This is a genomic window from Methylobacterium sp. J-026 (assembly GCF_022829585.1).
Taxonomy (GTDB): Bacteria; Pseudomonadota; Alphaproteobacteria; order Rhizobiales; family Beijerinckiaceae; genus Methylobacterium.
The window spans coordinates 1-23606 of sequence record NZ_JAKSYC010000183.1 but is presented as its reverse complement, the minus strand read 5'-3'; the positions used below and the strand labels follow the sequence as shown (position 1 = coordinate 23606).

Genomic DNA, 23606 nt, shown 5'->3' with positions numbered 1-23606 from the left:
AGCGTTTCCGGGGAGTGACCCGTCAGTTGGTCGGGCCGGAACCGGGCGGGCGCGCGAGGTCGATCAGGGACGCGAGTTCCGCCGCGGCGGCTTCGAGCCGCGCCGCGACGGTCCTGTCCAGGATCCGGCCGTCGACCAGGTCGTCCGAGCCCGCATAGACCGAGGTCGGTGCCACATGCGCCGCGAAGAAGCCGAACAGCGGCCGCAGGCTGTGCTCGACCACCAGCGCGTGGCGCAGGCCGCCGCCCGTGGCGGTGAGCACCACCGGCTTGCCGGCCATGCGGGCCGGATCGACGAAGTCGAACACGTGCTTGAACAGCCCGGCATAGCCGCCCTGGTAGACGGGCGTCCCGACGATCAGGGCGTCCGCCCCCTCGATCGCCGCGATCAGCCGCTCCGCCGGTGCGGACAAATCGTGGCGCTGCGTCGCGCCGAGGCCCGGTCCGGCATCGAGAAGGTCGTAGACCGCGAGATCGATCGGCCGCAGACGTCCGAGTTCGGCCCCGAGCGCCTCGACCAGAATGCGGGTGCGCGAGGGCCGCTTGGCGCTCCCCGAGAAGGCGACGACGCGGGGACGGCTCGGCATGCTGCTCGACTCGATCTTCACCGGGAAACCTTCCGCCGCAAGGCGCCCAGACGCGCGCGGCGGGCTCGGTCGAGGCTAGCGCATTTCGGCTCCGGAAGAACCGTCATCCGTGCCGCGCATCCTGCGTCCGCCCCGCGATCCGTATGGATTCTCATGTCTCCAACCGCCAGACGTGACTGCGCTTGATCTCGGCATCCTCGAGGTCGCGGGAGACCGGGACTTCGTAGGAGGCCAGACAGGTGAGCCGCGTGCGCGGCAGATAGGTGCGGCCCGGATCGCCGATGAGCACCGTGACGCCGCGGGCGTGAAGCCCGAAGAGCCAGTCGGTCACCGCGGCGGCGAGGTCGCGTTCGTAGAAGACATCCGCCGCCAGGACGAGATCGGCCTCGGGCACGGTGCCCAGGAGATCGTCGGAGATGGGCTCGACCCGTCCCGCGACGTCGTTGGCGGCAGCGTTCAGGCGGATTGCCGCCATGGCGAACGGATCGAGGTCGCTGGCAAGCACGCGCCGCGCGCCGGCGCGGGCCGCCGCGATCGCCACCAGGCCCGAGCCCGATGCGAAGTCCACGGCCATCGTGCCGTCCACGAGGACCGGGTTGTCGAGGATGTAGCGGGACAGCGCCTGACCGCCCGCCCAGGCGAAGGCCCAGAACGGCGGCGGCAATCCGATCGCGTTCAATTCGTCCTCGGTCTTCTGCCACAGAGCCGTCGCCTCGTCGGCGACGTGGAGCCGGATCTCAGGGGCGTAGGGGACCGGTAGGAGGCGGGTGTTGGCGCGGATGAAGCCGGCGGGATCGTCGGGCGGGCGCATGGTCAGGCCTCCAGCAGGTCGCGCCAGAGGGCGCGGACGCTGTCGGTCACCGCGGCCTCGGTGAAACCCCCGGCCTCGATCCGCGCCCGCGCCGCCGCGCCGAGGGCGGCGACGAGCCCGGGATCACGGCTCAACCGCACCAGGACCTGCGCCAGGGCCGGCGCATCGTCCGGCGGGACGAGCAGGCCCTCGACGCCGTCGCGCACGAGGCTGCGGCAGCCCGGAACGTCCGAGGCGACCAGCGCCCGGCCGCAGGCAGCGGCCTCCAGGAGCGTCCGCGGCAGCCCCTCCCCGCCCCGCGACGGCAGGCAGGCGACGTGATGGCCGGCCCAGATGCCGGCCACGTCCTCGGTGGGGCCGTGCCAGGCGACGCCGTCGCGGCTCCACGCCCGCAGCGTCGCCTCGGGGATGGCGCGCCGGTTCGACGGATCCGGCGCGCCGTACAGGGCGAGGTCCACCGATGCGCCCTGCCCCCGGGCGAGACGGACCGCCTCCACGGCGACGTCGATCCCCTTCGACCACAGCATGCGCGAGACGATCGCCACCGTCAGCGGCGGCATGGCCGGCAGCGGCTGCGGGCAATAGGCGTCGGGATCCACCCCGGCGCCCCCGATCACGGTGACCGTCTGCTCCAGCGGATCGAGGCCGAGGGCCCGGGCATCGTCCGGGTTCTCGAACAGAAAGCGGGTCTGGCGGGAAGCCAGGGGGCCGCGGATCAACGTCCGCAGGGCGAGCCGCGACGCGCGCCCGAGCCGGTCGGTCCGGGCCCCGACGAGGCCGAGGCCGGTCAGCGCGTAGACCCGGGCCGGGATGCCCGCCATCGCGGCCGCCGTGCCGCCGATCAGGATCCCGCGCAGCGCGATGCAATGGACGATGTCGGCGGAGAGCGCCTTGAGGATCGCGGCGAGCTGCCCGGCCGCGTAGCCGGCCGCCATGGGGTTGAGGCTCGCCCGCTCGGCCTCCAGGGGTACAACCCGCGCGCCGGTGGCCTCGATGGCGGCGCGGTGGGCCCGCACCCGCGTCACCACGGTCACCGCCAGCCCCATAGCGATGGCGGCCCGCGCCATCGGCAGGAAGTGCGAGGCGAAGAACCAGTCCTCGGTCACCACGAAGACGAGGCGGCGCATCGGGACGGGGGCGTGGTCGAGGGCGGCGTCGGGCATCATCGCTGCCCTCTAGCACGCCGCGGCGGATCGGCCTGCGACGGATGCGCAGACGCGGAACGGCGGTCGGGCGCCGCCGGTTGATGGTGACCTTCTCGCCGGGCGGGCCGTCCGGCGGCGTATGCGGGGGACGGGCGATGGCGGGTGTCGAGACGGTCGAGGGCGGCGGACCCCTGCGCGCTGCGGCGGAGGAGGCTGGGCTCGTCTACGTCGATGACGGCCGCCCGGGGCTGACGCGCCGGCGCAGCGGCACCGGCTTCCGCTACCTCGACGCGAAGGGCGTCCCCGTGCGCGACCGCACGATCCTGGCCCGTATCCGATCCCTCGCGATCCCCCCGGCCTACACGGATGTCTGGATCTGCCCCCGCCGGAACGGCCACATCCAGGCGACCGGCCGGGACGCGAAGGGACGCAAGCAGTACCGCTACCACCCGGATTTCCGTCAGGCACGGGAGGCCGACAAGTTCTCCCGGATCATGGCCTTCGCCGACGCCCTGCCGGCCATCCGCCAGCGGGTCGACGCCGACATGAAGCGGCCGGGCCTGCCGCGGGACAAGGTGCTGGCCACGGTGGTCCAGCTGCTCGAGACCACGCTGATCCGCGTCGGCAACGACGATTACGCGCGGACCAACAAGAGCTACGGGCTCACCACCCTGCGCGATCCGCATGTCCGCATCGCGGGCTCGGCCGTGTCGTTCCGGTTCAAGGGCAAGAGCGGCAAGACCTGGGACGTGTCCCTCAAGGACCGCCGCGTCGCCCGGATCGTCAAGGCCTGCCAGGACCTGCCCGGGCAGGAGCTGTTCCAGTATCTCGACGCCGACGGCGCGCAGCGCGACGTCACCTCGTCGGACGTCAACGCGTATCTGCGTGAGATCACCGGGCAGGAGTTCACCGCCAAGGATTTCCGGACCTGGGCCGGGACCGTGCTGGCCGCCCTGGCCCTGCGCGCGTTCGAGAGCTTCGACAGCGATGCCGGCGCCAAGCGCAACATCCGAACGGCGATCGAGAGCGTCGCGGGGCGCCTGGGCAACACGCCGACGGTCTGCCGCAAGTGCTACATCCATCCCCAGATCCTCGATTGCTATCTGGAAGGCGGGCTGCTCCTGCACCTGAAGGACGCCGTCGAGTCGGAGCTGAGCGAGGACCTGTCCAGCCTCAGATCCGAGGAGACCGCCGTGCTGGCGCTGCTCCAGGCGCGGCTCGCCGTGAACGCGGACGCCGCGCGGCATGGCAAACGGGTCAAGCCGAACGCCAGGACGGGTCCGCGTGCCGGGAAACCGCGGAGCAAGGCCGCGTCGGGCGCAAGGGACGAGCGTCCGTCGCGGGCCGGTGCCGATACGCGGGTCGGTGCCGCCTGAGACGGCCACCGGTCCCGCGCAGGTGCCCGGTCCCGGTCAATGCCGGGACTGGCTGTCGTTGCCCGACGAGCGCCGGTCGGTGGACCGCCGGACTTGATCGGTGTTGTCCACCACCGGCGCCAGGCCGAGCTGGCGGGCGAGCGACACGAGGTCCTTCAGGCGGCCGGTCTGCGTCTTCCGGCGGAGGTTCAGCCGGTGGGTCTCGACCGTGCGCACGCTGAGCGCCAGACGCCGTGCGACCTCCTTGTTGCTGAAGCCCGAGCTGAGGAAGCGCAGCACCTCCGCCTCCCGGGGCGTCAGGCCGAGGCTGTCGACCGGCTCGGTCGCCTCCGCCAGGGGCTGCTCCGGCGGCACGAGGCAATCCGAGCCCTCCGCCAGGGCGAGCAGCGCAGCCGCGAGGTCGCGGGGCGCCTTGGAGCGCGCCACGAAGGCGTCGGCCCCCGCAGCAAGCAGGGCGCGGAGATCGTCGGCGGTCAGCGCGCCGAAGACCACCAGCGTGCGCAGGTGCGGCTGCCGCTCCTTCAGGTCGACGAGGCGGGCGATCCCGTCCGCGAGCCGGATCTCGTCGAGGAAGACGAGCGCGACCGCGGGGCCGGCATCGGCCATCTCCAGATGAGCCTCGCCGATCGTGTGGAATTCCGGCATGTGTTCCAGAGTTGCGCGAACAGTCGCGCTCAGGTCCTGCGGTTCATCCAGAATCAAGACGCCAACGGCGGTACTCATAACCTCGCACCTCGCTCTCCCGGCTCGATACAGACGACCGGGATCGAAGGCGAAGTTCCAAGAACTGTTCCAGTGACAATTCGCGAATATTAAGCTTTATATTGGCCGTTTTCCTGCCATTTCGGAGATATTGGCCGGATCGGTGTCCCGATCCGGGACGCCGATCCGGCATGCTTAATGTCGGCGTGTCGAATCGGGGCAGCGCGTCCGGATCAATGCGCGACAACCGGAGCGGTGGCTCCCGAAGACTGTACGACGCGGTTACGTCCGCCAGTCTTGGCGGCATAGAGGGCGACATCCGCGCGCTTGATCAGGCCCTCGACACTGTCGTCCTCGATCCAGGTACTGACGCCGAAGCTGCAGGTCAGCTGGACAGTATCCTCGCCCGCGGGGATCCGCAGCGCCGCTACGCGCGCGCGCAGGCGCTCGGCGCAGGAGGCCGCCTCCGACAGGCGGCCCTCGGGCAAAATGAGGGCGAATTCCTCGCCGCCGAGCCGGCCGCCGATCCCCTCCCGGGCGATCAGGTCGGCCACGGCCGTGATCGCCGCGTCCCCGACATCGTGCCCGTGCGCGTCGTTGATGCGCTTGAAATGGTCGATGTCGGCGAGGATCGCCGAGACGCCGCCGGGCTCGCCGGCGCGGTTGGCCGCCAGGCGGGCCCGGTTGAAGAAGGCACGCCTGTTCAAGGCCCCGGTCAGGGGATCCGTCTCGGCGAGACGGATCAGCTCCGCCTGCATGGTGGTCAGGCGCTCGGCCGCGCGCAGCCGCGCATAGAGTTCTTCGGCGCTCGGCGGCTTCTCGATGAAGTCGTCGGCGCCGCTGTCGAGGGCTTCGGCCAGACTGCGGACGTTGCGTGCCGACGACATCGTGATCACGTGCAGCGGCCCGCGCTCCTCCGCGAGCAGGCGCGCGGCCCAGCACAGTTCGAGCCCGGAGAGCGGCCGAACCTCGAGGCTGGTGATCAGGACACGGATCGCAGGTGTCGTCTTCACGAAATCCAGCGCCTCGGTCGAATCCGTGAAGGCGTGAACCGCGTGGCCCCGCGGTTCGAGCAGGGAGGCGATGATCTGGAGAACGACGCGACTCGAATCGACGATGGCGATCTGCATGGCGTGACCTGGACCCGATATCCGCGGTCTAATCCGTAAGACTTAACCCACCTACAACGAGCATGAAGCCGCAATGAGCGTGGCAATACCAACACCGGATCGGCGGTATATCGTTGTTCGTGGACGTCTTTGGCGCAGCGCCGATCCCAACCTGTCGCCGGAGCGTCGGGCGGCTCTGGTCTCAGACCTGATGGCGGCCCGGCGCGCCGTGCGGGCCGCCAAGCAGGCCGAGCGCGACGGCGAGGCCGGCGCCGCGGACGCACTGAGGGCGGCGCGCGCCTCCGTGGACGCGGCCAAGACCGGATTGGGCGAGCGCGGACCGGTCTGGTGGACCGACGGCGCCCCCGATCTCAACCGCCACCTCGCCCGCAACACGCCCTATGCGGCGTGGTATGCCACTCTCACCGCCGAGGAACCTGAACCGCGATAACCTGCGCACCGGCGGTCCGGTCTTCCGCGACGGCGCGGCGGCGGCCCTTCGGCCCGACTCCCTGGATGACCAGGAGCGCCGGCTGCGCCGCGGGGGCCGGTGCAATACCCGAGACCGTGGGGACCCCGTAGGTGCCGTAACTCCAGGGCGCCGGCACGATCTGTGTCGGGCTCGGCACCGGTGTTAGCGGGGCACCGATATAGTCGCCGCGCAGGAATGGCCCGCCGAAGCCGTCCGTGTAGCCGGAACCGTAGGGAACGGCGCCACCGAACCCCTGCGCCGACGCTGGCGCCGCGAGCGCGAGGGCAAGAAGCGGAAGAATTGTCCGGATCGCCATGGGGCCGGTTCCAATGCGTGTTCGGCGCGAGCGTATCGCGCTGGAGGCTGGGAAACCGACCCGACGTGACCCCGTTCCGAACGGCCAGCCGCGGAGAGTGCTGATGCGTAACGCGCCTCAGCGGCAGGTCGTGATCCGCCGAACCACCCAGCCCTCGCCCTCGATCCAAAGCCGACGGCGCGACCGGCTGCAGCTCGCCTCGTCGTCCCGGTCCGCGCTGGTGGCGGAATGGACCTGCGGGCTGGCATCGGCGACCTTCGTGGCGTCCGGGACGCCCGCGGCCTGTGCCGTGGCGGCCGCGAACAGGAGCGCAACGCCGGCCGCGCCGCATGCGAGATTTCGGATCATCATGGTGGGGGGAAGCGCCCTGCGGCCGTGCTTGGATCGGTGCTGCAGGAATGCGCGGGTCGCGGCTTCGGTTGCATCGCAAGCGGTGGACGGCGTGCAACGCCGCACCATCGTCGGCGGCGCTTAGACTTCCCGGCAATCGCCGTTAAGGAGGGCGAGCCCCGACGCGGCGGCCGCCCAGGGGCCCGCACCGCGTTCCGGCCCCGGGACGGCGGGGTCCGGTCCACGAAGCAAGGATCCATGAGCAAGCCGAAAGCCCCGACCAACGCGCTCCTGACGCCGGAAAAGCGCTCTGAGGACGTCGATCAGACGATCCGTCCGCTGAGCCTGTCCGAGTTCATCGGCCAGCGCGCGGCCCGGGCGAACATGCAGATCTTCATCGAAGCCGCGCGCAAGACCGGCCAGGCCCTCGACCACGTCCTGTTCGTCGGCCCCCCCGGGCTCGGCAAGACGACCCTCGCCCAGATCGTGGCGCGGGAGCTCGGCGTCAATTTCCGCTCGACGTCGGGTCCCGTGATCGCCAAGGCCGGGGACCTCGCCGCGCAGCTGACCAATCTCGATGAGCGCGACGTGCTGTTCATCGACGAGATCCATCGGCTCAATCCGGCGGTCGAAGAAATCCTCTATCCGGCGATGGAGGATTACCAGCTCGACCTGATCATCGGCGAAGGGCCGGCGGCGCGCTCGGTGAAGATCGAGCTGCCGAAGTTCACGCTCGTGGGTGCCACCACCCGGGCGGGCCTGCTGACCACGCCGCTGCGCGACCGGTTCGGGATTCCGATCCGCCTGGAATTCTACGAGATCGACGAGCTCGAGCAGATCGTCGCCCGCGGGGCGCGGGTTCTGGGCGTGGGCATGTCGGCGGAGGGGGCCAACGAGATCGCCCGGCGGGCACGGGGCACGCCGCGGATCGCCGGGCGTCTGCTGCGGCGGGTGCGCGACTTCGCGGTGGTGGCCGAGGCCGAGACGGTGACGCGGGCGATCGCCGACCGGGCGCTCAAGCTCCTCGACATCGACGAGGCGGGGCTGGACGTCATGGACCGCAAGTACCTGAAGCTGATCGCGGGCTCGTTCGGGGGCGGTCCGGTGGGTATCGAGACGATCGGGGCGGCCCTGTCCGAGCCGCGCGACGCCATCGAAGACATCATCGAGCCCTATCTGATCCAACACGGCTTCGTGCAGCGCACCCCCCGGGGACGCGTGCTCACCCGGCATGCCTACCGCCACATGGGTTTCGCGGAGCCGAAGCGTGATCCACGCGGCCAGCCCATGCTGTTCAGCGATGACGGGGACTGACACCACTTCCGGCAGTCCTATGCAGGAAACTCAAGCCTGCAATTCGTCTCGCTCATACTGAGAGAACAGAAACGGCGCTCGAAGCCGCGGTCCGATGCTCGGGCGCGACATCCACAAGCTGTTGCCATTACAAAAGTTTTCGCGAGCTGTGCGAACGCTGCGGCCAAGCTTGAGCCAAGTTGTCGGGTCGACGTCCGACAGAAAATCTCGTGCACGTCATGGAACGGCGCGAACACGTGCCAGTTGTGGAGGCAACCGCGCCAACTCTGCGTGGCGCCGGCGAGACTGTCCGTGCCTGGGCTCTGCCCTTCGGATTGCGACAGATCTCCGAGCCTTCAAAAACAACGTCAGGGATCAACTTCCGCCATGAAAAAGATCACGCTCGCCGTCCTCGGCTTCTCCGCCGCTGCGTTCTCCGCTCCGGCTTTCGCGCAGGACGCGCTTCCGATCCGTGTGCTGCCCTTCGCCAACCAGGACAGCGTCGGCGCAGCCGGCACCGAGACCCCGGCCTTCCGCGCCGAGGCCCTGCGATCGGACGCCGCCAGCATCGAGGCGAGCCGGATCGCCCTCCAGCGGTCGCGCAACCCGAACGTCCGGAACTACGCGAACCGGGTCCTGGTCGAGCGCAAGGCGACCACCGACGCGCTGCTGCCGCCGAACACCTCCCTGTCGCGCAACGGCACGGTCGTCTCGGACAACCAGGGCATCCAGACTGACCTAAGCAACCCGGTCGGCCTCGTGCTCGCCCCCGTGACCGTGGCGGCCAACCTGGGCACCAGCATCATCGGCGGGGCCCTCGGCGCCGTCGGGATCGTGGATAACAGCCCCGGCGAGCCGGGTCGGCGCGTGGCCCTCGGCGAGCGTGGCCAGGCGCGTCTGACGCAGTTGCAGTCGGCCCCGAACGGCCGCGCCTTCGATCGCACCTACATCGATCAGCAGGCCCGCTCCGACGCCCGGACCCTGGCGCTGTACGATTCCTACGCCAAGGCCGGTGATAACGCGCAGGGCCGCCGCTTCGCCACCGAGGCGCTGCCCTACATCGCCGACGAGCACGCCCACTCGGCCAGCCTCGCCGCCCGCATCGGTGGCTGATAGCCCTTCCAGGCTTGGACTAAGTCTGCGAAGGCCGCCCGAGGGCGGCCTTCGTCGCATCTGGACGCCTCTTCGTGCTGAAATCGGTGCTTTGGTCCGGCAGAGGGAACACGCGTCGCGCCGCGGAGGAACCGCGGCACCTCCGGTCCGCTGGGCATGGACCGCGGTTCCGGCACCGAGACCGATGCGCTAAGGGACCGGCATGAGCGCCATTCCGCCCAACGCCGATGACCCAGAGGACAATGGTCGCCCGCCGCATCGCCTGAGCGTGCGCGTCTACTACGAGGACACCGATTTCTCGGGTTTCGTCTATCACGCAAACTATCTGCGCTTCCTGGAGCGCGGACGCACGGAACTGCTCCGCGACCTCGCCGGCGATCAGTCCGATCTGTACCGCGAGGCGCAGGGTCTGGTCTTCGTCGTGCGGCGGATGAGCCTCGACTTCGTCCGCGCCGCCCGGATGGACGATCTGCTGACGATCCTGACGCGCACGACGGCCCTGCGCGGCGCCTCTATGCTGCTCATTCAGGAAGTCCGCCGGGGCGATGCGCTCTTGGTCGCCGCCGAGGTGACGGTCGCCTGCGTCCGCGACGGCCGCGCCGTCCGCCTGCCGGATGTCCTGCGGCGACGGCTATCCCAGACATCGGCCGGTTGAGCCTCAGCCTGCCCGCGACGGGTCGGCCTGGTGCAACAGCCGGGCGAACGCATCCGCGATGGTCAGGGCGTCGTACTCGATCGACACCAGCTGGAAGCCCATCGCCACCATTTCCCGCGCCCGGGCCGCCGACGGCGCGAAGGCGCAGGGCAGCTTGCCCGCCGCCAGGGTCTTGCGCACGATCTCCCCGAGCGCGGCCGTGACCGCCGCGCCGAGCGGGTCGATGGCCGCGCCGTTGGACAGGGCGATCGACAGGTCGGCCGGCCCGACCAGGACGCCGTCGATGCCCGGCACCGCCAGGATCGCGTCGAGCGCGGCGATCGACTCCGCCGTCTCGCACATCGCGATGGTCAGCGCCCGGCTGTTGCCGACCGCGAGATACGCGGCCCCGTCCCGGAGACCGGACAGCAGGATCGCCCGGTCCGGGCCCCAGCTGCGCTGTCCGACCGGCGGGAACTTGGCGGCGGCGGCGAGCGCCTTCGCCTGCTCCACCGTGTTGATCATCGGCGCAACGATGCCGGCCGCGCCCGCATCCAGCATCCGCGACACCATGGCGACATCGCCGACCGCGACCCGCACCAGGGCGGCCTTGCCTGCCAGGGCCACCTCGGTGATCGCCGCGCAGCTCGATTTGTAGTCGTAGCCGCCGTGTTGCTGGTCCAGCAGCACGGCATCGAACCCCGCCCGCGCCAGGGCCCCCGCGATGGCCGGGTCGGCGATGCAGGACCAGCCGAGGAACCGGGCCGGGCCGGTCGGCAGAAGCTCCTGAAGGCTCGGAACGGGAAGGGTCATGCGCTTCCTGTACGTCTCTCGTCCGGCCGCGTGGCGATCGCGACTCGGCGCCGTATTCCGGGAGCATAGCGGCCCCGGTTTCCTAAGGTCCAGCCTGCAGCACCCGCCCTCGCCCGGCGCCCCCTTTTAGGATCGCCGGGATCGAAACCGATCCTTAACCCTGCCACGCCCTTAACGGGGTTGCCGCGCCGGCGGGATGCGGGCGTCGTCGACGGCCCATACTTTCGACAGATTCGCCAGCGATAGCATTGATATCGCTCACGGATCCGGCGGACGCGGGCTTCAGCCGGCGCAGTGCGGCCCGGAGCAGGAGACCTCGACGGATGAACCCAGCCGACGCGATGCAGGCCGCGCCTGTCGCCGACATGACGCTGCTCGGTCTGTTCCTCCAGGCCCACTTCGTCGTGAAGATCGTGATGATCGGGCTGCTCAGCGCCTCGATCTGGTGCTGGTCGATCATCGTCGACAAGACGCTGCTGTTCCGCCGGACGAAGGCCGAGATGGACGCGTTCGAGGACGCGTTCTGGTCCGGCCGCTCCCTGGAGGAGCTGTTCCGCTCGTTCAACGACCGTCCGGCGACCGGCCTCGCGGCCGTGTTCGTCGCCGCCATGCGGGAGTGGAAGCGGAGCTTCGAGGGCTCGGGCCGCCAGATCCAGTCCCTGTCGCAGCGCATCGAGAAGCAGCTCGACGTCACCATCCATCGCGAGGTCGAGCGGCTGGAATCCCGCCTGCTGTTCCTCGCCTCGATCGGCTCGGCCGGCCCCTATATCGGCCTGTTCGGCACGGTCTGGGGCATCATGACCGCGTTCACCTCGATCGCGGCCTCGAAGAACACGTCGCTCGCGGTCGTCGCCCCCGGCATCGCGGAGGCCCTGTTCGCCACCGCCATCGGCCTGTTCGCCGCGATCCCGGCGGTGCTCGCCTACAACAAGCTCCAGGCCGAGGTCACCAAGGCGCAGTCGCGGCTCGAAGGCTTCGCCGACGAGTTCTCCGCCATCCTCTCCCGCCAGATCGACGAGCGCCTTCCGCTCGCCGCCTGAGCACGATCCAGAGAGGAGCAATTCATGGGCATGGCAGCGGGTGCATCGCAGGGCGGCAAGCGCCGTCGGCGTCGGAGCCGCCGCGGCGGTCCCATCAACGAGATCAACATGACGCCGTTCATCGACGTCGTGCTGGTGCTCCTGATCATCTTCATGGTTGCGGCGCCGATGATGACGGTGGGCGTCCCCCTGGACCTGCCGCAATCCAAGGCCTCGCCGCTCAATTCTGACGTGAAGCCGATCACCCTGTCCATCCGCCAGACCGGCCAGGTCTTCCTCGGCGAGGACGAGCTCACCGACGACACGATCGTGCCCAAGCTCACCGAAGCCGCCAAGACCGGCACCGAGGAGCGCGTGTTCGTGCGCGGCGACAAGCGGGTCGATTACGGCCGCGTGGCACAGGTGATGGCGATCGTGACCGGAGGCGGCTTCAAGAAGGTCGCCCTCGTCACCGAGCCCGAGCATCAGTAGGGCCGACCCGTGGAGTTCCGCTTCGATCGCAAGGAACCGGGTGTCTGGATCTCCGCCGGCACCCACGTGGCGCTGCTCGCGCTGGCGCTGTTCAGCGTGGCGGCCCCGGCCCTGCCGGAGGCCCAGGAGGGCGTGCCCGTCGAGGTGATCACCGAGAACCAGCTCTCCGAGATCACCAAGGGCGAGCGGCAGGCCGACAAGCCGATGCCGAACGCCACGTCGCGGGCGGACCGCAAGGCCGAGAAGGTCGAGGACCGGGAGCCCGAGAACGCCAAGACCGACGCGCCGACCGCGCCGACCCGCACCGCCGAGATGAAGCTCGCCAACGCGGAGGAGATGCCGCTGCGCGGGGAGCCGGATCCGGAGGAGACGGCCAAGGCCGCAAGGGCGGCGCAGGAGAAACGCGACGCCGAGAAGGCCGCCGCCAAAGCCGCCGAGAAGGCCGCCGAAAAGGCTGCGGAGAAAGCGGCCGCCGAGAAAGCGGCCGCGCAGGCCGCCAAGGCAGAAGCAAAGGCCGAGGCGAAGGCCAAGGCGGAGGCCGCCACGAAGGCCGAGGCCGAGAAGCGCGAGCAGCTGGAGAAGCTGATCGAGAAGCAGGAGGCCGAGGCCGAGGCGGCCGCCCAGAAGGCCGCGGCCGCGAAGGCGAAGGCGGATGCCGCCGCCAAGGCCGAGGCGGCCAAGAAGGTGGCCGAGGCCAAAGCCAAGGCCGAGGCGGAAGCCGAGCGCCAGAAGGAACTCGCCGAGGCGAAGGCCGAGGCCGACGCCGAGAAGGCGGAAGCTGCCGCGAAGGCCAAGGCGGACGCCGCCAAGGCCGAAGCCGCCGCCAAGGCTGAGGCCGCCGCCAAGGCGAAGGCCAAGGCGATGGCGGACGCGAAGGCCAAGGCCGACGGGGAAGCCAAGGCGCGCAAGCAGGCCGAACTCGCCAACAAGTTCAACGCGGGCGACATCCGCTCGATGCTCGCCTCGAAGGTGCCCTCGCAATCGACCGGTGCCACGGGCCAGGCCGTGCAGAAGGTGGCGGCGCTGGGTGCTGCGACCGGCAACGCCCAGCGCCTGTCGCCGTCGCTGCGGGATGCCCTGGTCGGCCTGCTCCAGCAGCAGATCGAGCGCTGCTACGCGGCGCCCCCCGGGGCGACGCAGGGCGTGGTCCTGCCGGTGCTCGATATCCGCCTGAACCCGAACGGCTCACTCAGCACCGAGCCGCGGATCATGCGCGGCGGCGCCAGCGCGGTGGACCAGTCGATCGCCCAAGCCGCGCTCCGGGCGGTCCGCCGCTGCGCGCCCTACAACATACCGGCCACCTACGCGCCGTATTACAACGACTGGAAGGCCATCAACGCGGAGTTCGAGTTCACGGCGACCTGAGGCCCTCCAGCCCTCCCCTGCCCCCAACCGAACCCCGTCTGATCGTCAATCGGATCCGACCCATCATGCCGCACATCTCCTCCGCCGGGCGCCTCCCGACGTCCTTCGCCGCGCGCGTCGTCGCGGTCCTGGCCCTGCTGACGGCCTTCGCGGTCGGGCCGGCCCAAGCGCAGCTGCAGCTGCGCATCGGCGGCGGCAACTTCCAGCCGATGCCGATCGCCGTGGCGGATTTCGGCGGTGACCCGAGCCTCGGCGGCCTCGTCTCCGGCGTGGTGACCAACAACCTGCGCCGCTCGGGGTACTTCACCCCCCTCGACCATGCGCGGTTCCCGGAGCAGCCGAATTTCGACGCCGCCCCGAACTTCGAGAAATGGCGGGCCACCGGCGTCCAGGGCCTCGTCACCGGCCGGGTCGCCCGCGACGGCGGCCGGCTGAAGGTCGAGTTCCGCCTCTGGGACGTGACCTCCGGCCAGCAGATGACCGGCCAGCAATACGGCACCGACGCCGCCAACGCCCGGCGCACCGGCCACCTGATCTCGGATGCGGTCTACACCAAGATCACCGGCCTCGGTCCCTGGTTCGACAGCCGCATCGCCTTCGTGGATGAGACCGGCCCGAAGGAGAATCGCCGCAAGCGCCTGATGGTCATGGACCAGGACGGCGCCAACGTCCGGGCGATCACCAGCGGCGAGATGTCGATCGTCGCCCCGCGCTACTCGCCCGCCACGCAGGACATCGCCTTCATGGCCCAGGCCACTGGCCATCAGCCGCGGGTGCAGGTGATCAATCTGGAGACGGGCGCGCGGCAGGCGCTGGGCAACGTCGATTCGATGAGCGCGAGCCCGCGCTTCTCGCCGGACGGGCGCCGGCTGGTGATGAGCGTCCAGCAGGGCGGCAACGCCGACATCGTGACCATGGACATCGCCTCGAAGGCCCAGCATTCGATCACCAGCGGGATGGCGATCGACACCTCGCCGACCTACGCACCGGACGGCACGCAGATCGCGTTCGAGTCGGATCGCGGCGGCTCGCAGCAGGTCTACGTGATGGGAGCGGACGGCTCGAACCCCCACCGGATCACCTTCGGGGCGGGGTCCGCGTCGCAGCCGGCCTGGTCGCCGCGGGGTGATCTGATCGCCTATACCCGACAGCGCAACGGCGGCTTCGCCATCTGCGTGTCGAAGCCCGACGGCAGCGGCGAACGGGTGCTGACCGAGGGCTTCCACAACGAGGGACCGACCTTCGCGCCGAACGGCCAGTACGTGCTGTTCTTCCGCGATCCCGGCGGCCAGGGCGGCGGCAAGCTGTTCATGGTCGACATCACCGGCCGGGTGGAGCAGCCGGTCCCGACACCGGCCTACGCCTCGGATCCGACCTGGTCGCCGCTGCTGGCGGGGCGCTGAACGGGATCCGGCTCACCACTCGGGCTCCGGATCATCGTTCGTGCCGCGTCCGGGCTCGGGGGCGCAGAAATTGTAGGGATCTCGCCTGACCTCATTCCTGTTCGCGGCTGCTGCGGGTCATGAAGACCTTCCGGAGAGCCGGTCCGTACAGAAAAATTTCGGCTCAAGCCGTTGGTTGCATTGGCTTTATCCATGTCTCGTGCATCCGGCGACGGGAAATGGATAACCGAGGGCGGCTGCGGCGCATCGAGCGCGCGACGGAGCGTCACGCGATCGGCCCTTTGAGTCCGGTGAACTGAGCCGCGGCATAAACCGGAGGGCGCGCAAATCACGCCCGCACCATCAACCGGTCGCGGTTCCGCAGGGCCGGGAACAGCCGCCCCCAGAGCAGTGCGATCCCCACCGTCGCGACGCCGCCCGCGACCACCGCCGGGACCGCCCCGATGGCGGCGGCGAGCAGGCCGGACTCGAACTCGCCGAGTTCGTTCGAGGCGCCGATGAACACGGTGTTTACCGCCGAGACTCGACCGCGCATGGCGTCGGGAGTCTCGCCCTGCACGAAGGTCTGGCGGACATAGACTGAAATCATGTCGGCGGCGCCGGTGACGAACAGGCAGGCCATCGACAGCGGCAGCGAGGTCGAGAGCCCGAACACCACCGTGGCGGCGCCGAACACCGCGGCCGCCCGCAGCATGCGCAGGCCCGCATGCCGCCGGAGGGGCCGGTTCGCCAGCGTGATCGCCATGGCGACGGCCCCGAAGGCCGGCATGCTGCGCAGCGCCCCGAGACCGAGGGGGCCGACATGCAGGATCTCCCCGGCATAGATCGGCAGCAGCGCCGTGGCGCCGCCGAGCAGGACGGTGAACAGGTCGAGGCTGATCGCCCCGAGCACAACCGGCTGCGAGCGGATGTAGCCGATGCCCGCCGAGAGCGCCGCCCAGGTGATCGGCGGCCGCTCGCCCGAGGGTGCTGGCCGGAAGCGGATCAACGCCGTGAGGAGGCTCGCCAGGGCGAAGCTCGCCCCGGCACCGCCGAACACCACGGCCGGCCCTAACGCGTAGAGGAAGCCGCCGAGGGCCGGCCCGATCACGGAGGCGCTCTGCCACAGCGAGGCGTTCCACGCGATGGCCGCGCTGAATTGCGATCCCGGCACCAGGGTCGGCAGAAGCGCCTGGAGGGCCGGGTTGGCGAAGGCCCGGGCTGTGCCGACCAGGATCACCAGGGCGTAGATCGGCCAGACGATGTGCTGGCCCGTCAACGCGTAAGCCAGGAGGCCGAAGCTCGCCGTGCTCTGGAGGGCGAAGGCCGCCGCCGCGACGAGGCGGCGGTCGTAGGCGTCGGCCACGTGGCCGGTGATCAACGCGCAGACCACCGCGGGCAGGAACCCCGCCAGACCGACGAGGCCCAGCGCCAGGGCGGAATGCGTCAGGTCGTAGACGAACCAGCCGATCGCCACCGCCTGCATCTGATACGCGAGGCCCGTCAGGAAGCGGGCCGCCCCGAACAGACGGAAATCGCCGATGCCGAAGACGGCCCAGCCGGAGCGATCAGGTGCGGACATGCCTCCTGCTGCGCGGCGTGCGCCGAAGAATCAAGTCTCACCGCCCCGCGCCACGGCCAGGCCGGGCCGTTTCGGGCCGCTCAGTGCAGCGCTACGCCGGGCTTGCGCACCGGGGCGGCCGCAGGTCCCGGCGGCCGGGCATCCGGCAGGGGCGTGCGCTGGGATCGATTGGCCGGATCGAGGGGGAACGTGCAGGTGACGCAGGTGCCGGCCCCCGGCGCCGTCTCCAGATGAACCCGGCCGCCGTGGAGCTCCACGAAGGAGCGCACGATCGACAGGCCGAGGCCGACCCCCCGGTGGCGCGTGCCGAGGGTGTGGCTCTCGAAGCGGTGGAAGACCGAATCGGCGATCTCAGGCGGCATGCCGCGGCCATGATCGCGCACGCTGAGAAGGAGTTCCTGGGCGTCCCGGCGGGCGTGGACCTCGACGCGCTGGCCGGCATCCGAGAAGCCGACGGCGTTCGAGAGCAGGTTGAACAGGATTTGGCGGACCCGTTTCCCGTCCGCATGCACGCTGCCGATATCCTCCGGGACGTCGAGCACGAGGGTGATGGACGATTCGGCGAGCCGGTCCTCGATGCCGCGCACCGCCGCCTCGACGGTGGCCTGGATGTCGACCTCCTCCCGCTGCAGCTCCAGAGAACCGGCATCGATCGAGGCGAGGTCGAGGATGTCGTTGATGATGACGAGGAGCGCCGCCGAGGACCGCATGATGTGGTCGGAGTATTCGCGCTGCCGCTCGTTGAGGGCTCCGACCGTCTCGTCGCCCAGGAGCTGGGTGAATCCGATGATGTTCGTGAGCGGCGAGCGCAGCTCGTAGGAGACGTGGTGGACGAAGGTGTCGCGCAGTTGCGCCGCCTTCTCCAGGGCGTCGTTCTTCTCCGTCAGCGCCCGCTCGACATTCACGCTGGCGGTGATGTCAATGAGGGTGAGGAGTGTCGCACCCTCCGGCAGCGGTTGTGCGACGCAGTCGAGGACCGTTCCATCCACCACATGCAGGCGGCACGCGTGGGCGGTGCGCGATTCGAGGCCGACCACCGCGTCGCGGATGTCGAGCCACGGCTCCTCCGCGGGCGCGTGCTCGCGGCAGGCCGCGATGACGGCGTCCACGTGGGGACGCTCCTCCACCATGGCGGGGTCGAGTTGCCACACGGTGTGGAAGGCGCGGTTGGCCAGGGTCAGCCGCCCGTCCGCGCCGAATACCGCGACCGGCTCGGCGAGGGTATCGAGCGTCTCGGCCTGCAGGCGCCGGAGGGCGTTGTAGCGGGATTCCGCGTTCAGGTGGTCCGAGACGTCGTCGAACAGGTAGGTGAGGCCGCCCTGAGGATTCGGATCGGCGACGACGCGGAGCGTGCGGCCGTCGGGGAGGTACCACCACGTCTGGTTCGCCTCCGCGGCCCGGTAGGCGGCGAGCACGCCCTGCTTCCAACCACGGAAATCGGCGTGCTCCTCCAGCTTCCGCTCGGCGCGGAGGTGATCGAGGATCTCGCCGTCCGACGGGCGCCCGTCGAGGAAGGCCGGATCGAGGCCCCAGAGCTGGCGGTAGGCGGCGTTGTGGAAGATCAGGCGCTGGGAGACGTCGAACATCGCCACCGCCGTCGGCAGCTGGTCGAGGGTGCGGACATTGGCGTTCATCTGCCGCTGCAGGTCGGCGCGGACGCTCTCCAGCTCGGATACGTCGATGGCGATGCCGACGCGGCCATTGTCGAGGCTCGTCTCGAATACGTCGAGCATGCGCCGGCCGCCGGCCACGATCGCCGAGAGCCGCGGCACCCCCCGGGTCAGGCCGGCGGACCGGGCGGCCTCCTCGCGGACGATGGTTTCCCGGGCCGACCGGTCGAACAGCTCCAGGCCGGCATCGAGGGCGGCCTCGCGGCTCTCCGCCTCGACGGCGGTCACGTAGGCGGCGTTGACCCAGCTCAGCGTCCCCTCGCGGGTCCGCCGCCAGACCGGCTGCGGGATCGCGTCGAGCAGGCCGGACAGCGCCGAGAGACCACGGCGCGTCTCCTCCAGCGTGGCGCGCAGGTCGGCGATCTCGCTCCGCTCCTGGCTGGTCTCACGCAGGCGCAGGAGCGCCCGGCCGGCCACCGCCTGCCCGTGCGCCTCGATGCTCCGGCCCGTCTGGGTCCGGAGGCTCAGGCTGAAGCCCGTGCCCCGCGCCCGCAGGGTCTCCACCGCGGCCTCGACCGCATTGGCATCGGCGGCGACGAGCCAGGTGCCGAAGGCCAGCACCCGGCGGGCATAGCCCGAGGTCGGTCGCTCCCCATGGATCGCGAGGCTGATGTCGCCCTCCACCACCGGCTCGCTGCGCCGGTCCCAGGTGACGATGATCTGGCGCTCGGCGTTCAGCAGCATCTCGGCGCGGTCATGGGCGCCGCGCAGGACATCGAGGGTCGCGGCCAGCTCGCGCTCGCGGCGGGTCCAGCGGCCGCGCTCGAACAGGTGAAGCAGCGAGAGGATCACCGCGAAGGCGACGAGGCCGCCAAAGATCGCCAGGGCGGCCACGCTGTGGATCTCGCGGGTCGCATGCGCCGCCGGCGCGTCGGGGAGTTCGGCCAGGGCCGCACTCGCCAGGGTCAGGGCGAGCACACCCACGCAGATTCGAACGCGGGTCGCACGACCGACACCCATGGCTTGCCCTGTCCCCGCCCACCGACGGCGATGCGAGCAGCGCGCGCCATCGCGCGGCGCAAGACGCACCGTCCCCGCGGCGGTTCCCCTGAACCGGCGCGGCCCCATCGATCAAAGATTCGTCTGCACTCTACCGTGCGTCGGAATCGACCCGGAAGGGGAACGAAGCGTGGCTGTGGGCCGGTCGCGCATAATGAGTCGTTAACGACACACAGAAGACACAGTTCGATCCCGCATACACGGCTTGACAACGAGCAAGGCCCGACGCAGTGCGCCGGGCCTCGCAGGCCGTCCTCGAAATCCGAACCGGCGGACGGACCGGAACCCGGTCGCGCCGCGGGTCCAGTGCGTCAGTAGCGGTAGTGCTCGGACTTGAACGGGCCGGACTCCGAGACGCCGATATAGGCCGCCTGGTCCGGGCGCAGCTTCGAGAGCTTGACGCCAATCTTCTCCAGATGCAGGGCCGCGACCTTCTCGTCGAGGGTCTTGGGCAGGGTGTAGACCTGCTTCTGGTACTTGCCCGGGTTGGTCCAGAGCTCGATCTGGGCCAACGTCTGGTTGGTGAACGAGGCCGACATCACGAAGGACGGGTGACCCGTAGCGTTGCCGAGGTTCACCAGGCGCCCCTCCGAGAGGAGGATGATGCGGTGGCCGTCCGCGAAGGTGATCTCGTCCACCTGCGGCTTGATGTTCGACCACCGGAGGTTCTTCAGGCCGGCGACCTGAATCTCGTTGTCGAAGTGGCCGATATTGCACACGATTGCGCGGTCCTTCATGGCCCGCATGTGCTCAATCGTGATGATATCCTTGTTGCCCGTGGCGGTGACGAAGATGTCGGCCCGCGGGGCGGCATCCTCCATGGTCACGACCTCGTAGCCCTCCATAGCGGCCTGAAGCGCGCAGATCGGGTCGATCTCCGACACGAGCACGCGGCAGCCGGCGTTCCGCAGGGACGCGGCCGAGCCCTTGCCGACATCGCCGAAGCCCGCGACCATGGCGACCTTGCCGGCCATCATCACGTCGGTGCCGCGGCGGATGCCGTCGACCAGCGACTCCTTGCAGCCGTAGAGGTTGTCGAACTTCGACTTGGTCACCGAGTCGTTCACGTTGATCGCCGGGAAGAGCAGCTTGCCCTCCTTGGCCAGCACGTAGAGGCGATGGACGCCCGTGGTGGTCTCCTCGGAGACGCCCTTAATGCTGTCGGCGAGACCGGCGAACCAGCCCTTCGGCTTCTCGGCGAGCTTCTTCTTGAGCAGCGCGAAGAAGATTTCCTCCTCCTCGCTCTCTGGCTTGTCGAGGAAGGCGGTGTCGCCGTTCTCGGCGCGCAGGCCGAGATGGACGAACATGGTGGCGTCGCCGCCGTCGTCGAGGATCATGTTCGGCATGCCGCCGTCATGCCAGTCGAACAGGCGCGAAGTGTAGTCCCAGTAATCCTCGAGGGTCTCGCCCTTCACGGCGAAGACCGGGATGCCCGCGGCCGCGACGGCGGCGGCGGCGTGGTCCTGGGTGGAGTAGATGTTGCACGAGACCCAGCGGATGTCGGCGCCGAGCGCCTTCAGGGTCTCGATCAGCACCGCGGTCTGGATCGTCATGTGGAGCGAGCCGGCGATCTTGGCGCCCTTCAGGGGCTGCGCAGCGCCGTACTCCTCGCGGACCGCCATCAGGCCCGGCATCTCCGTCTCGGCGATCGAGATCTCCTTGCGGCCGTACTCGGCCAGCTCGATGTCCTTGACGATGTAATCCTTGGCCATGACGCGGCAGCTCCGTGTTCGCGTTTCGGTTCGGAGCCAGCCTCTATCACCTCGAGCGGCGCGAAGCAATCAAGACATAAACATGTCTTTATGCGTTCCGGGCGGGGGACGGCCGTCGATCCGGCCGCCCCGCCGCCTGGCGGGACCGCGTGCCTCAGCGATTGGGCCGAGCCAGCCAGCCGAGACCGAACGCGACCGCGGCGACGAGGGCGAGCGTCGCGGCCCGGTTCTCGTCCGCGCGTGCCGCGAGGTGGCGGCCGTGATGGACGGCCCGGTCGCGATAGTGCTGGCCCCGCTCGATGGCCTCGTCGGCCAGGTCCCGGCCGCGCTGGCTGACTTCACGATACCGGGTCCGGCCCTCCTCGACGAGGTGCTCACCCCCGTCGCGCAGGTCGCGCACGGCGTCGCGCGCCTCGCCGTAGGCATACTGAGCCGCGCCGGCAGCCTGATCGTAGGCGCCCTCGAACTGGTCGCCGGCCCGGCCGCGCACCGCTCCGGCCACCGTCTTGGCCCGGCCCCGGAGATGGCGGACACCGCCCTCGATATGATCTCTGTTCATCTGTCCTCCGATCCGGCGCGCGCCGATGGGCGCATCGCCTAGGTCGGGGCGGAACGAGGCGGGACGGCAACGGTTCCCCGCAAATCGGGGAACGGCGCCTCAAGGTTTCGTGCGTTCCTTGCGGACCTGCCGGGGAAATTCCGGCGCCTCAGCAGTCGTCGCCCGTCGCGTGGCGGATACGGCGCGGCGGTCGGCCCGATCCGGTGGGCACGAACGGTATCCGTACTCTTCCGAAGCCTGACGATGCTCCCGCCGGAGCGCGTCGATGACTGGGGCGCAGCGCGCCTCTTCTCGGGGACGCCGATCAGATCTCGATCTCGGTGCCCACCTCCACCACCTGCCGGGTCGGCACGCCGAAGAAGGCACCGGTGCGCTCGGCGTTGCGCTGCATGAAAGCGAACAGCCCCTCCCGCCAGGGCATCATCCCGCGGTCGTCGCTCTTCGGGATGATGGTCTCGTGCCCCACGAAGACGGTCATGTCTTCGAGGACGTGCGGCGGCAGGTGCCGCGATTCCACCGCGCAGGCGAGGCCCTCCGGGATCGAGGCCTCCTCCATGAACCCGTAGCGAAGGATCACCCGGTAGAAATCCGGCGCCAGGATCGTGACATGGGCGCGCTGCGCCGTGGGGACGGTCGGCGTCTCCTCGTAGAGCGCCGTGATGATCAGGATTCGCTCCATCAGCGCGTGATTGCGCTCCACAAATCGCGAGAGGTGCAGCGGGATCCCATGCTCGGCCGCGGACAGGAACGCGGCCGTCCCCGGCAGACGCAGCAACGGGCGGTGCTGCAGACCGGACAGGAAGACGTCCTCCGGCAACCGCAGGGCTACGCGGGCCTCCTCGACCAGCTCGTTGCCCCTCTTCCAGGTCAGCATCATCAGCGCGACGAGACCGGCCAGCACCAGGGGAAACCAGCCCCCCTCCAGGATCTTCACGCTGTTGGCGGCGAGAAACACGGCGTCGATGACCAGGAAGAAGCCGTTCACCGCGAAGACGAGAATCGGATTGTAGCCCCAACGCAGCGCGATCAGCGCCGCGAGCAGCGTGGTGATGCCCATCAGCATCGACACCGCGATCCCGTAGGCACCGGCCAGGGCGTCGGACGATTCGAACATCACCACCGCCACGATGGTAGCCACTGCGAGCAGCCAGTTCACCATCGGCACGTAGATCTGTCCGCGCTCGTCGCGCGCCGTCTGTACGATGCGCATCGCCGGGAGGAACCCGAGCTGGACCGATTGCTGGGTCAGCGAGAACACCCCCGAAATGATCGCCTGCGAGGCGATGATCGTCGCCATCGTGGCGAGAAGAATGAGCGGCAGGTGGGCCCAGTCCGGGCACAGGCGGAAGAATGGGTTCTCGAGGGCATCGGGATCGGCGAGCAGCAGCGCGCCCTGGCCGAAATAGTTGAGCACCAGCGCGGGCAGGACCAGCACGAACCAGGCGGCACGGATCGGCAAGGCACCGAAATGGCCGAGATCGGCATACATCGCCTCGCCGCCGGTGACCGCCAGGAAGGCCGCGCCCAGCATCGCGAAGCTGACGGCGAGCCCGGCATGCAGCATGAAGTCCAACGCCTGGTACGGGTTGGCGGCCGCGAGGATCTCCGGCCGGCCTAGGATGCCGTCGATGCCGAGCAGGGCCAGGACCACGAACCAGACCATCATGACCGGCCCGAACACCCGGCCGATGGCGGCCACGCCCTTGTGCTGCACCAGGAACAGCCCGATCAGGATCACCAGGGTGATCGGCACCACGTAGGGACCGAGCGCGGGCGCATCGACCTTCAGGCCCTCGACCGCCGACAGCACCGAGATCGCCGGGGTGATCGCCCCGTCGCCATAGAGCAGCGCCGCGCCCACGAGCCCGACCACCAGCAGCAGCGCCTTCCACGTCCCCGGCCGGAGCGCCCCATGTCATCCAGGCACCACACCCTGCCGACCGACCTCCCCGCGCCCGTCGATGACGGCGCGGCCGATCACCTGCGCGGGATGCGTTTGCCCGACGTTGCGCTCACCGCCACGGACGGGCGCACGGTCTCGCTGGCGCGGCTGCCGGGCCGCACCGTGGCCTACGCCTATCCGCGCACCGGCGAGCCGGGGAAGCCGGGTCTCACGCCCGACTGGG

21 protein-coding genes and 2 pseudogenes are annotated in these 23606 nt (G+C 69.9%); 10 read left to right on the top strand and 13 right to left on the bottom strand.

Annotation, left to right across the window (positions count from 1 at the left end; genetic code table 11):
* Nucleotides 1-22: 22 nt before the first annotated feature.
* The 3 genes from MKK69_RS17185 to MKK69_RS17175 all read right to left on the bottom strand — a co-directional run bounded on the left by MKK69_RS17185 (nt 23) and on the right by MKK69_RS17175 (nt 2563).
* Nucleotides 23-586 (bottom strand): NAD(P)H-dependent oxidoreductase, encoded by a 564-nt coding sequence (locus MKK69_RS17185; RefSeq protein WP_243969763.1) that lies wholly within the window; start codon nt 584-586, stop codon nt 23-25.
* Between the two features lie 151 nt (nt 587-737).
* Entirely contained in the window at nt 738-1397 is a 660-nt protein-coding gene (locus MKK69_RS17180; protein WP_243969762.1) for a class I SAM-dependent methyltransferase, read from the bottom strand.
* Between the two features lie 2 nt (nt 1398-1399).
* Nucleotides 1400-2563, bottom strand: coding sequence for a glycosyltransferase family 4 protein (locus MKK69_RS17175; protein ID WP_243969760.1), 1164 nt, complete (start codon nt 2561-2563; stop codon nt 1400-1402).
* Between the two features lie 134 nt (nt 2564-2697).
* On the opposite strand from MKK69_RS17175, the gene MKK69_RS17170 reads away from it, so the two are divergent.
* Nucleotides 2698-3918, top strand: a complete 1221-nt coding sequence (locus MKK69_RS17170) for a DNA topoisomerase IB (protein ID WP_243969758.1) — start codon at nt 2698-2700, stop codon at nt 3916-3918.
* Between the two features lie 36 nt (nt 3919-3954).
* On the opposite strand, the gene MKK69_RS17165 is transcribed toward MKK69_RS17170, so the two are convergent.
* Both MKK69_RS17165 and MKK69_RS17160 read right to left on the bottom strand, forming a co-directional pair.
* The gene (locus MKK69_RS17165; RefSeq protein WP_243969756.1) at nt 3955-4641 is read right to left on the bottom strand and encodes a LuxR C-terminal-related transcriptional regulator; all 687 of its coding nucleotides are present in this window, start codon (nt 4639-4641) and stop codon (nt 3955-3957) included.
* Nucleotides 4642-4853: 212 nt separating this feature from the next.
* The gene (locus tag MKK69_RS17160; RefSeq protein ID WP_243969753.1) at nt 4854-5750 is read right to left on the bottom strand and encodes a diguanylate cyclase; all 897 of its coding nucleotides are present in this window, start codon (nt 5748-5750) and stop codon (nt 4854-4856) included.
* Nucleotides 5751-5823: 73 nt separating this feature from the next.
* Here MKK69_RS17160 and MKK69_RS17155 point away from each other — a divergent pair, with 73 nt between their 5' ends.
* Nucleotides 5824-6180 carry a hypothetical protein gene (locus MKK69_RS17155; protein ID WP_243969751.1) on the top strand — a complete coding sequence of 119 codons (357 nt, stop codon included), beginning with the start codon at nt 5824-5826 and terminating at the stop codon, nt 6178-6180.
* Here MKK69_RS17155 and MKK69_RS17150 read toward each other — a convergent pair.
* Both MKK69_RS17150 and MKK69_RS17145 read right to left on the bottom strand, forming a co-directional pair.
* Nucleotides 6152-6517, bottom strand: a complete 366-nt coding sequence (locus MKK69_RS17150; RefSeq protein WP_243969749.1) for a hypothetical protein — start codon at nt 6515-6517, stop codon at nt 6152-6154. The two genes, MKK69_RS17155 and MKK69_RS17150, sit on opposite strands and share 29 nt — an antisense overlap.
* Nucleotides 6518-6634: 117 nt before the next feature.
* The gene (locus tag MKK69_RS17145; protein WP_243969747.1) at nt 6635-6868 is read right to left on the bottom strand and encodes a hypothetical protein; all 234 of its coding nucleotides are present in this window, start codon (nt 6866-6868) and stop codon (nt 6635-6637) included.
* Between the two features lie 237 nt (nt 6869-7105).
* On the opposite strand from MKK69_RS17145, the gene ruvB reads away from it, so the two are divergent.
* The 3 genes from ruvB (at nt 7106) to ybgC (ending at nt 9908) form a co-directional block, all read left to right on the top strand.
* Nucleotides 7106-8161 carry a Holliday junction branch migration DNA helicase RuvB gene (gene ruvB, locus MKK69_RS17140; protein WP_243969745.1) on the top strand — a complete coding sequence of 352 codons (1056 nt, stop codon included), beginning with the start codon at nt 7106-7108 and terminating at the stop codon, nt 8159-8161.
* Between the two features lie 366 nt (nt 8162-8527).
* Entirely contained in the window at nt 8528-9253 is a 726-nt protein-coding gene (locus tag MKK69_RS17135; protein ID WP_243969743.1) for a DUF4142 domain-containing protein, read from the top strand.
* A gap of 202 nt (nt 9254-9455) precedes the next feature.
* Nucleotides 9456-9908: a tol-pal system-associated acyl-CoA thioesterase gene (ybgC, locus tag MKK69_RS17130; protein ID WP_243969741.1), complete on the top strand. Its 453-nt coding sequence runs from the start codon at nt 9456-9458 to the stop codon at nt 9906-9908.
* Between the two features lie 3 nt (nt 9909-9911).
* Here the strand turns inward: ybgC and MKK69_RS17125 are convergent, their stop codons facing one another.
* Entirely contained in the window at nt 9912-10700 is a 789-nt protein-coding gene (locus MKK69_RS17125) for an HpcH/HpaI aldolase family protein (RefSeq protein WP_243969740.1), read from the bottom strand.
* 323 nt (nt 10701-11023) lie between these two features.
* Here MKK69_RS17125 and tolQ point away from each other — a divergent pair, with 323 nt between their 5' ends.
* From tolQ to tolB, 4 genes are all read left to right on the top strand, one after another.
* Nucleotides 11024-11740, top strand: coding sequence for a protein TolQ (tolQ, locus tag MKK69_RS17120; protein ID WP_043349106.1), 717 nt, complete (start codon nt 11024-11026; stop codon nt 11738-11740).
* A gap of 24 nt (nt 11741-11764) precedes the next feature.
* The gene (locus MKK69_RS17115; protein WP_243969739.1) at nt 11765-12211 is read left to right on the top strand and encodes an ExbD/TolR family protein; all 447 of its coding nucleotides are present in this window, start codon (nt 11765-11767) and stop codon (nt 12209-12211) included.
* Nucleotides 12212-12220: 9 nt separating this feature from the next.
* Nucleotides 12221-13576: a cell envelope integrity protein TolA gene (tolA, locus tag MKK69_RS17110; protein WP_243969738.1), complete on the top strand. Its 1356-nt coding sequence runs from the start codon at nt 12221-12223 to the stop codon at nt 13574-13576.
* Between the two features lie 65 nt (nt 13577-13641).
* On the top strand, nt 13642-14979 hold the full coding sequence (gene tolB, locus MKK69_RS17105) for a Tol-Pal system beta propeller repeat protein TolB (protein WP_243969736.1): 1338 nt from the start codon (nt 13642-13644) through the stop codon (nt 14977-14979).
* 328 nt (nt 14980-15307) lie between these two features.
* On the opposite strand, the gene MKK69_RS17100 is transcribed toward tolB, so the two are convergent.
* The 5 genes and pseudogenes from MKK69_RS17100 to MKK69_RS17080 form a co-directional block, all read right to left on the bottom strand.
* Entirely contained in the window at nt 15308-16540 is a 1233-nt protein-coding gene (locus tag MKK69_RS17100; protein WP_243969734.1) for an MFS transporter, read from the bottom strand.
* Between the two features lie 80 nt (nt 16541-16620).
* A complete protein-coding gene (locus MKK69_RS17095) occupies nt 16621-19170 on the bottom strand; it encodes a sensor histidine kinase (protein WP_243969733.1) in 2550 nt (849 codons plus the stop codon).
* 350 nt (nt 19171-19520) lie between these two features.
* Nucleotides 19521-20921, bottom strand: a complete 1401-nt coding sequence (gene ahcY / locus MKK69_RS17090) for an adenosylhomocysteinase (protein ID WP_243969731.1) — start codon at nt 20919-20921, stop codon at nt 19521-19523.
* 154 nt (nt 20922-21075) lie between these two features.
* Entirely contained in the window at nt 21076-21480 is a 405-nt protein-coding gene (locus MKK69_RS17085) for a CsbD family protein (RefSeq protein ID WP_243969729.1), read from the bottom strand.
* Between the two features lie 304 nt (nt 21481-21784).
* Nucleotides 21785-23383: pseudogene (locus MKK69_RS17080) on the bottom strand (potassium transporter Kup); the annotation flags it as partial.
* A gap of 9 nt (nt 23384-23392) precedes the next feature.
* On the opposite strand from MKK69_RS17080, the pseudogene MKK69_RS17075 reads away from it, so the two are divergent.
* Nucleotides 23393-23606, top strand: a pseudogene (locus MKK69_RS17075) (peroxiredoxin); the annotation flags it as partial.

What these genes read in the sequence shown, in the direction of transcription:
- MKK69_RS17185 (WP_243969763.1), bottom strand. Translation starts at nt 586, where the DNA reads ATGCCGAGCCGTCCCCGCGTCGTCGCCTTCTCGGGGAGCGCCAAGCGG.
- MKK69_RS17180 (WP_243969762.1), bottom strand. Translation starts at nt 1,397, where the DNA reads ATGCGCCCGCCCGACGATCCCGCCGGCTTCATCCGCGCCAACACCCGC.
- MKK69_RS17175 (WP_243969760.1), bottom strand. Translation starts at nt 2,563, where the DNA reads ATGATGCCCGACGCCGCCCTCGACCACGCCCCCGTCCCGATGCGCCGC.
- MKK69_RS17170 (WP_243969758.1), top strand. Translation starts at nt 2,698, where the DNA reads ATGGCGGGTGTCGAGACGGTCGAGGGCGGCGGACCCCTGCGCGCTGCG.
- MKK69_RS17165 (WP_243969756.1), bottom strand. Translation starts at nt 4,641, where the DNA reads ATGAGTACCGCCGTTGGCGTCTTGATTCTGGATGAACCGCAGGACCTG.
- MKK69_RS17160 (WP_243969753.1), bottom strand. Translation starts at nt 5,750, where the DNA reads ATGCAGATCGCCATCGTCGATTCGAGTCGCGTCGTTCTCCAGATCATC.
- MKK69_RS17155 (WP_243969751.1), top strand. Translation starts at nt 5,824, where the DNA reads ATGAGCGTGGCAATACCAACACCGGATCGGCGGTATATCGTTGTTCGT.
- MKK69_RS17150 (WP_243969749.1), bottom strand. Translation starts at nt 6,517, where the DNA reads ATGGCGATCCGGACAATTCTTCCGCTTCTTGCCCTCGCGCTCGCGGCG.
- MKK69_RS17145 (WP_243969747.1), bottom strand. Translation starts at nt 6,868, where the DNA reads ATGATGATCCGAAATCTCGCATGCGGCGCGGCCGGCGTTGCGCTCCTG.
- ruvB (WP_243969745.1), top strand. Translation starts at nt 7,106, where the DNA reads ATGAGCAAGCCGAAAGCCCCGACCAACGCGCTCCTGACGCCGGAAAAG.
- MKK69_RS17135 (WP_243969743.1), top strand. Translation starts at nt 8,528, where the DNA reads ATGAAAAAGATCACGCTCGCCGTCCTCGGCTTCTCCGCCGCTGCGTTC.
- ybgC (WP_243969741.1), top strand. Translation starts at nt 9,456, where the DNA reads ATGAGCGCCATTCCGCCCAACGCCGATGACCCAGAGGACAATGGTCGC.
- MKK69_RS17125 (WP_243969740.1), bottom strand. Translation starts at nt 10,700, where the DNA reads ATGACCCTTCCCGTTCCGAGCCTTCAGGAGCTTCTGCCGACCGGCCCG.
- tolQ (WP_043349106.1), top strand. Translation starts at nt 11,024, where the DNA reads ATGAACCCAGCCGACGCGATGCAGGCCGCGCCTGTCGCCGACATGACG.
- MKK69_RS17115 (WP_243969739.1), top strand. Translation starts at nt 11,765, where the DNA reads ATGGGCATGGCAGCGGGTGCATCGCAGGGCGGCAAGCGCCGTCGGCGT.
- tolB (WP_243969736.1), top strand. Translation starts at nt 13,642, where the DNA reads ATGCCGCACATCTCCTCCGCCGGGCGCCTCCCGACGTCCTTCGCCGCG.
- MKK69_RS17100 (WP_243969734.1), bottom strand. Translation starts at nt 16,540, where the DNA reads ATGTCCGCACCTGATCGCTCCGGCTGGGCCGTCTTCGGCATCGGCGAT.
- MKK69_RS17095 (WP_243969733.1), bottom strand. Translation starts at nt 19,170, where the DNA reads ATGGGTGTCGGTCGTGCGACCCGCGTTCGAATCTGCGTGGGTGTGCTC.
- ahcY (WP_243969731.1), bottom strand. Translation starts at nt 20,921, where the DNA reads ATGGCCAAGGATTACATCGTCAAGGACATCGAGCTGGCCGAGTACGGC.
- MKK69_RS17085 (WP_243969729.1), bottom strand. Translation starts at nt 21,480, where the DNA reads ATGAACAGAGATCATATCGAGGGCGGTGTCCGCCATCTCCGGGGCCGG.